At 38.8% G+C, this 6914-nt stretch carries 8 protein-coding genes; 4 read left to right on the forward strand and 4 right to left on the reverse strand.

Annotation, left to right across the window (positions count from 1 at the left end):
• Nucleotides 1-280 precede the first annotated feature (280 nt).
• From DPG01_RS17910 to DPG01_RS17920, 3 genes are all read left to right on the forward strand, one after another.
• On the forward strand, nt 281-1486 hold the full coding sequence (locus DPG01_RS17910) for a DUF1615 family protein (protein ID WP_086209355.1): 1206 nt from the start codon (nt 281-283) through the stop codon (nt 1484-1486).
• On the forward strand, nt 1453-2109 hold the full coding sequence (locus tag DPG01_RS17915) for an HAD-IB family hydrolase (protein ID WP_110975961.1): 657 nt from the start codon (nt 1453-1455) through the stop codon (nt 2107-2109). Before DPG01_RS17910 ends, DPG01_RS17915 begins: the two co-directional genes overlap by 34 nt.
• A 160-nt stretch (nt 2110-2269) precedes the next feature.
• Nucleotides 2270-2470 (forward strand): hypothetical protein, encoded by a 201-nt coding sequence (locus tag DPG01_RS17920; RefSeq protein ID WP_086209357.1) that lies wholly within the window; start codon nt 2270-2272, stop codon nt 2468-2470.
• Between the two features lie 37 nt (nt 2471-2507).
• On the opposite strand, the gene DPG01_RS17925 is transcribed toward DPG01_RS17920, so the two are convergent.
• Together DPG01_RS17925 and DPG01_RS17930 are read right to left on the reverse strand one after the other, a co-directional pair.
• On the reverse strand, nt 2508-3602 hold the full coding sequence (locus DPG01_RS17925; RefSeq protein WP_086209358.1) for a fatty acid desaturase family protein: 1095 nt from the start codon (nt 3600-3602) through the stop codon (nt 2508-2510).
• A 14-nt stretch (nt 3603-3616) separates the two neighbouring features.
• On the reverse strand, nt 3617-4684 hold the full coding sequence (locus tag DPG01_RS17930; protein ID WP_110975962.1) for a ferredoxin reductase: 1068 nt from the start codon (nt 4682-4684) through the stop codon (nt 3617-3619).
• Between the two features lie 140 nt (nt 4685-4824).
• On the opposite strand from DPG01_RS17930, the gene fabR reads away from it, so the two are divergent.
• Nucleotides 4825-5520, forward strand: coding sequence for an HTH-type transcriptional repressor FabR (gene fabR / locus DPG01_RS17935; protein ID WP_110975963.1), 696 nt, complete (start codon nt 4825-4827; stop codon nt 5518-5520).
• A gap of 31 nt (nt 5521-5551) precedes the next feature.
• Here the strand turns inward: fabR and DPG01_RS17940 are convergent, their stop codons facing one another.
• Nucleotides 5552-6367: an alpha/beta fold hydrolase gene (locus DPG01_RS17940; RefSeq protein WP_110975964.1), complete on the reverse strand. Its 816-nt coding sequence runs from the start codon at nt 6365-6367 to the stop codon at nt 5552-5554.
• A 145-nt stretch (nt 6368-6512) separates the two neighbouring features.
• Nucleotides 6513-6779: a PAAR domain-containing protein gene (locus DPG01_RS17945; protein WP_086209362.1), complete on the reverse strand. Its 267-nt coding sequence runs from the start codon at nt 6777-6779 to the stop codon at nt 6513-6515.
• Nucleotides 6780-6914 lie beyond the last annotated feature (135 nt).

The following is a 6914-nucleotide window of genomic DNA, read 5'->3' on the forward strand; positions in this document are numbered from 1 at the left end:
AGGGATGAACACATTTTTTCGACTTTAAAGAAAGTTCTTGCACAGTATTCTGTTGAGTTATAAATAAAACGAGAAAACCTAATCTCTTTATTTCCAACATATAACAAAGAACAGTCTTAATCCTTATTTTGGCTATAGACCTCACATGACAACCATACTCAATCAAATGATTTGACAGTTATCATCAACCAATATACATATAAAATTCATCACTTTTTCGACCAACATAGTATACTGCATCTGCTGTTCTAGCTTGTCTTTTATCATGTGTTCTCTATTTATGAATAAAAAGCTGTTTCTTTCTTCTGGTTTAAAAACATTAAGTGTCTTGGCCATATCTATAGGCTTAACCGCCTGTGGTGATCGCTCATGGTGGACAGATGATGAACCAAAGCTCAATGCCGAGCAAATTGCCCGTATCATTCCAGGACGTGTCAATGATCGAAGCTCATGGGCAAAAGACATCTACGAAATTTCAGAACAGTTAGGTATTCCTCAAAACAAAGAGAATATGTGTTCAATTATTGCTGTAGTCGATCAAGAGTCGAATTTTGTGGCTGACCCAGAGGTCTATGGTCTAGGCGAGAAAGCAGTAAAAGAAGTTCAAGAACGCTTGGATGAAAAATTTAAAGATAAACTGGGTGATGCCATTGGTGGCACCATTGCAGGCTATTTTCAGCAGGTACTAAAAGAACAGCCAAGCCCTGAAGATAACTATTTAAGCCAAATGCGTCGTGTCAAAACAGAACGTCAGTTGGATGAGCTTTACCGTGAAATTTTTGACTATATGTCTAATCATTATCACGTCAGTGCTTTGACTGGAGCCGCTAAACTTGTAGGGCAAGACGTTGGTGAAAAAATGAACCCCGTTACAACCCTTGGATCAATGCAAGTACACATTGGCTATGCTAAAGAACATAAACGCGAAGGTGGTAGTATGGCTGACTTGCGTACAGACCTTTATAGCCAGTATGGGGGGCTTTACTATGGTATCCATCGACTCATGATGTATCCTGCTGACTATGACAAACCCCTTTATCGCTTTGCTGACTATAACTCAGGCATGTACTCTAGCCGAAATGCTGCGTTCCAAAGCATGCTAAATGACTTAACTGAAGCAGAACTTGATTTAGATGGCGACTTGTTACTTTATGGCAAAGATGGCTCTCCTAAGTCGGCAAAAAGCCAGTCTGAACGTGAATTGATTACGGTGTTTGCTCAACATAACATTTTGGTTACACCCCGTCAGATTCGCTCAGATTTAAAGAAAGAAAAAGAGAAAAAGTTTGAAGATACTGCAACTTATCGTGCAGTAACCAAACTTTATCAAGAGGTCACAAAAAAGGAACCTTTCTATGCCATGATGCCTGAAGTCGTGATTTCTGGTCCAAAATTGAGTCGTGATTACAATACAAATTGGTTTGCAACCCGTGTCAATGGACGTTACCAATCATGCATGCAACGCTCAAAGCGCATAAAAATTTAGCTTTATTTGACTTTGATGGCACCCTGTATGGAAAAGACAGTTTTACAGGGTTCATTTTCTATGTGCATTCAAAGCGACATATTGCTTTACAAGGGCTAAAACTCCTCCCCTATATTCAAAGCTATTATTTAGGTTTTTATCCTGCACATCAAATGCGCCCGAAACTTTTTCAGGCCATGTTTAAACAGGCCGAAATTAAGGAAATTGATATGCATGCAAAGCTCTATGCAGAGCGCCTCATGCAAGGTCTTAATCCTGCGTTGTATAGCCAACTTAAACAACACCAAAACTTAGGCGATGATGTTGTCTTAGTCTCCGCTTCAATTGATATTTATTTAAAATATGTTTGTGAAATACTCTCGATTGATTTGATCTGCACGCAGGTAGAACAAAATCAACAGCGTTATACGGGACGCTATCTAACTCCTGATTGTAGCTGTGAGCAAAAGGCTGTCCGTATCCAAGAAAAATATGAGCTTGATCGCTACCATGCTGTTTATGCTTATGGCAACAGTGTTGAAGATATGCAAATGTTGTCCTTAGCCGATTTCACTTATTTTGCTGGAACAGATGCACAGCTTCCTGACCTCTCTAATCACCCCAATCATCGGCAAATTAGTTAATTATTAAGACCTGCTTAATATTTAAGCATATTAAAATTTCAAATATATTTATTATTAAAATTCAGCCATCTTTATTTACCAAAAAATATATTTATGATAAATTTTTACGAATAAAAATATTTTTGAAAACCATCCCACTTTATTATAAAAAGGCATCAATATGGATCAGTTTTCTCCACCAAAGTATGTCAAGGGTCTTTCTATCAAATTTGGTGAGAGCCCTTTTGTGCTATTGGCGCAGTTTGCTTTTAATGCATCTAAACAAAAATGGTTAAAACATGAAATTGAGCATGTACTCCACATCGCAAAACAAGGTGATTACGATCATTTAGTAAAAACCTTACGTCAATTTAGTAAATAGCATAAAAAAGCCACTTCATATGAAGTGGCTTTTAAACTTACTTTTTAAAAGGAAATGCGTATTTAACAATACGTTTTATCACACTGCCATATTGTTTTACCAAGCTGGCATTATTGTAATTTAAACCATATTTTTCACATACTGCTTGTACTTTTGGCGCCATTTTACGGTAGCGACGTGCAGGAACATCAGGATACAAATGGTGTTCAATTTGGTGACTTAAATGTCCAGTCAAAATATGGAACGCTTCTGATCCAGTTAAATTTGATGATCCACGAATTTGACGCATATACCAGTGACCACGACTTTCATTTTCCAGTACTTTTTTCGGGAAAACTTCGACATCCTTAGTAAAGTGCCCACAGAAAATGACACTAAAAGTCCAAATATTACGGATGCCATTTGCTACCATATTCCCCGCAAATACAGGCAATGCAGCAGGACCTGCAATCAGTGGGAAAAATACATAGTCTTTAAACAGTTGCTTACCAATCTTACGTTGCATCGGTTTCCATTCAGCTAAAGTTTGCGCTTTACTCTTACGACCTTTGAAATATTTACCCAACTCCAAATTTTGAATCGCAACTCCCCATTGGAACAATAAACAAAATGGAATGCTGTAAAGGGGTTGTAATAAAAAGCCAGGTTTCCAACGCTGTTCGGGGAATAAGCGAAGCAGTCCATAACCAATATCATCATCCATTCCTTTAATATTGGTATAGGTATGATGCTTATAATTATGGGTTTGACGCCAATTATCAGATGTGCCTACGATATCCCATTCATAGTTTGGACCATTAAATTTAGGGTCATTCATCCAGTCATATTGACCATGCATTACGTTATGACCCAACTCCATGTTTTCCATAATTTTGGAAAAACCAAGTAGCCCCGTACCTAGAACCCATGCTGGCGGAAACCACCCAGCAAATAAACAGGCGCGGCCTGCAATTGATGAGTAACGCACTGCTGCATACACACGACGAATATATTGCGCATCTTTTTCACCAATATCATCGAGCACTTCTTGTTTAATGGCATCAAGCTCACGTGCAAGCTCGTCCAACTCAAATGAAGTCAACTCACGATTCTTTGGATTTTTAAAGTATTCAACTTTTACTGGCATATTCATTGTATTTATTCCCCTTATAAATCAACAATAAGATCAGTTTGTGCTGTATTCACACAGATTTTAAGAAAATTTCCAGGCTCAGAGTTTCGCGTACCATTAACCAAACTTTGAGTTGAACCTTCTACTTTATTACATGCACATTTATTACAAATTCCCATACGGCAACCATGCTGCGGTTTGACATTTTGCTGTTCTAAACTAGCGAGAATAGATTGCCCTTTTGGAATACTTAAAATCTTCTTCGACTTGGTTAATGTGATATTGACAAAACCGACTTCATCATTTGTAAACTGGCTCATGCTAAATGCTTCGGTTTTTAGGATTTTTGCTTCACCGAAAAGTGCATCAACCGTAGCAACAAAACCAGAAGGACCACATGCATAAACCGTGGCCTGATCAATCTGAGTCAATCCAGTTAAGTGATCCGCATTTAAGCGCTGATCTGCATCTGGTTCTTGGGTGTAGAAAATACTGAACTGAAAACTTGGATATTGTGTAGCCAATTGTTCAAAATAAGTCTTGAATGCTGCATCTGCATGCTGTTTCACCCAATACATCAAATGTACAGGCTGTGTTTTAAGTTGAGTAGTATGATCCAAACGTTTAAGTAAGCTCAACATGGGTGTAATACCACTACCAGCAGCCAACAGGATCAATTCTGGATCATTTACAGTCAACTTCATGTCACCATAAGGCTGGCCAAACTCTAAAATATCGCCAATTTGAGTCTGTTCACACAGCCAATGACTCACTTTACCTTGATCCACTTTTTTCACGCTAAGCAACACATGCTGAGCATCTAGTTGAGTCAAACTGTAAGTTCGTTCGTAACGAATGCCCTGTACATCAACATAAACGGGATGATGCTGTCCCGCTTGGCCCATTTGAAAATGACGGTTAATTTGGATCGTCAAACTCACCATGTCATGTGCTGCTTCTTCTTTTTTCACCACTTTGCCTAATGCTTGGTGGATTGACCATAGTGGGTTAATTTTCTGGAGCCAAAAGTTTGCTGTATGTCTATCTACAACACTCTCAGCGAATTCAGTTAAAGGAGATTTTGTTCTTTCAAGGATATGCATAGTAAACGACCACGCCATAGATTTTGAATTATTATACACATGTATATATATTTGTATATATATTCCAATTGTTTCGTTTCGTTTCACAATGCCGACCAGTGGGGCTATAATAAAAGTCTTGATTTAATTGCTTGATAAATATGACACCGACCACCATTCAAACTCATACAACCAACACCGAGCATGAAGCTTCAAAACCCCATGCACCAGTGCTTGCACGTAGTGTCGGTCGAAAAGCAACAATCACAAAAGACGAACTGTTCCAAGCTGCTTTAAATTTAATTGGTCCTGAAAAAAGTATTGCATCTCTAAGTTTGCGTGAAGTTGCACGTGAAGCAGGCATTGCACCGAACAGTTTCTATCGTCACTTTAAGGACACAGACGAACTTGCAATTGAGTTAATTGAGCGTGCAGGTGTGGTACTACGTCAGATTTTGCATGAAGCACGCATTAAGGCGATTCGCCAAGAAAGTATTATTCGTAGTTCTGTTGAGGTATTTATTGAACAGCTAGATGCTGACGATGGCAATTTGAGTCTGTTATTACGTGAAGGTTATACAGGTTCCACTTCGTACAAAAGTGCAGTAGAGCGACAGTTAAACTATTTCCAGCAAGAACTTAAAGACGACTTAATTCGTTTAGAACGTTTAAACAACAGTAAACTCTTCCACCCTGAATTAGTCGCAATGGCAATCACCCAATTGGTATTCAATATGGGCGCCAAAGTGATTGATATGCCAAGTGTAGAGCGCAAGAAAATGGCTGAACAAACCATGATCATGATCCGCATGATTTTAGAAGGTTCACGTCATCTTGACGAAGCCATGATTCGTTGATGGCTTAACGCGAACATTCTTTACTCAGGGTTTAGTTAACTTGGCCTTTTTTTTCAATCAATTGCTGTACAAAATCTGCAGTCTGTTCAGGTTTCTCAAGTGGAAACATGTGGCTACCTTCTAGCACACTATAGTTGATGCCATAGGTTTTTTTCATCCCTTGTGGCAAACCCTGCTTATAAAAATGACTATTTTTTGCAGTAATAAGATGTATTGGCATCTTAGGTGCTTTGCGTGGGGTACGCCACCACCATGCAGGGACTGTTCTAAAAATTTTGGCTTCAGTCTGTTTAGGAACAGCAAGTGTCACGCCACTTCGTATTGGATCAACTTTCAAACCGCACTCAATAAAATCGGCAAAACACTGTTCATCAAAGTCCTTAAAAATACGATTCGGTCTTAGTGTTTGACTGGCTTGTTCAAGGCTTTCCCAATGATCTCGACGCTTAACGGTGACTGCCGCTGGGGTCAATTTATCAACCGACTTTGAACCCAGTTTTTGCAAAGCTTCAAATAAAAATGCTTTAGGCCCAATCACAAATGGTGGGTCCATGATAATCACTTGCGAAAACAGCTGTGGTTTTTTATAGGCCGCCATCAAAGTGAGTAAGGAACCAAAAGAATGCCCTAAACCAATCACTTGTTGCTGGGGGAACTGCTGTTCTATATCTAAAATGACTTGATCCACCAACGCTTCCCAACGATATTCCACAGGATAGTGCGGATCTAGACCAATCATCGGAATGGCTTTAACATTAAAATCGTTGCTTAAAAAACGGAATAACTTTTGATAACTAGCAGATGGAATACCATTTGCATGGGTAAAGTGTAAGGCAGGTTTACTCATGTCTCTTTAAATCTATTTTTTTCATACCGTGTTTACCATAGTCATTTTTGAAAATGAACGGAATGGCAAGACATGAAACATACGTCCCAACATTTGAGCATTTATGCCAGTTTCATGACTAGCAATAGAAGCATTCTAAATGACATCACTTGGCTGAAACTGTTAAGTTCTGATTACCTAGAAAAGTAGCGCCACAGTTAGTTTTGTCTCCTGCAATCACCACAGCACGCCCCAAGACTGTTGTGCTCTGGTCTGTTGCAATCGCAGAAACCACCATTCGGCACTTCGGACAAAAGTGTTTCATTCCATTTAAGTGCACAGCGATACCATTAATTACGAAACTGTTTTCGCACTCAATGACTACACCACCATGTGTTGTTTTTGAACCCATTGTGATTAAAGCTTTAGGCATAATTTATTATTCGATAAGTTAGAGTTTTAATGTTGAAAATTCTAGCATAAGCAAGCGCTTAAAATTTCAATAGATTACTTTTCAAATACAACGTAGACATCCCTTTTTGAAGTTCATTAAAAAAGCACCCGAAGG

The organism is Acinetobacter sp. WCHAc060042, from assembly GCF_003231195.1.
In the GTDB taxonomy this organism is placed as follows: domain Bacteria; phylum Pseudomonadota; class Gammaproteobacteria; order Pseudomonadales; family Moraxellaceae; genus Acinetobacter.

What these genes read in the sequence shown, in the direction of transcription:
- DPG01_RS17910 (WP_086209355.1), top strand. Translation starts at nt 281, where the DNA reads ATGAATAAAAAGCTGTTTCTTTCTTCTGGTTTAAAAACATTAAGTGTC.
- DPG01_RS17915 (WP_110975961.1), top strand. Translation starts at nt 1,453, where the DNA reads ATGCATGCAACGCTCAAAGCGCATAAAAATTTAGCTTTATTTGACTTT.
- DPG01_RS17920 (WP_086209357.1), top strand. Translation starts at nt 2,270, where the DNA reads ATGGATCAGTTTTCTCCACCAAAGTATGTCAAGGGTCTTTCTATCAAA.
- DPG01_RS17925 (WP_086209358.1), bottom strand. Translation starts at nt 3,602, where the DNA reads ATGAATATGCCAGTAAAAGTTGAATACTTTAAAAATCCAAAGAATCGT.
- DPG01_RS17930 (WP_110975962.1), bottom strand. Translation starts at nt 4,684, where the DNA reads ATGCATATCCTTGAAAGAACAAAATCTCCTTTAACTGAATTCGCTGAG.
- fabR (WP_110975963.1), top strand. Translation starts at nt 4,825, where the DNA reads ATGACACCGACCACCATTCAAACTCATACAACCAACACCGAGCATGAA.
- DPG01_RS17940 (WP_110975964.1), bottom strand. Translation starts at nt 6,367, where the DNA reads ATGAGTAAACCTGCCTTACACTTTACCCATGCAAATGGTATTCCATCT.
- DPG01_RS17945 (WP_086209362.1), bottom strand. Translation starts at nt 6,779, where the DNA reads ATGCCTAAAGCTTTAATCACAATGGGTTCAAAAACAACACATGGTGGT.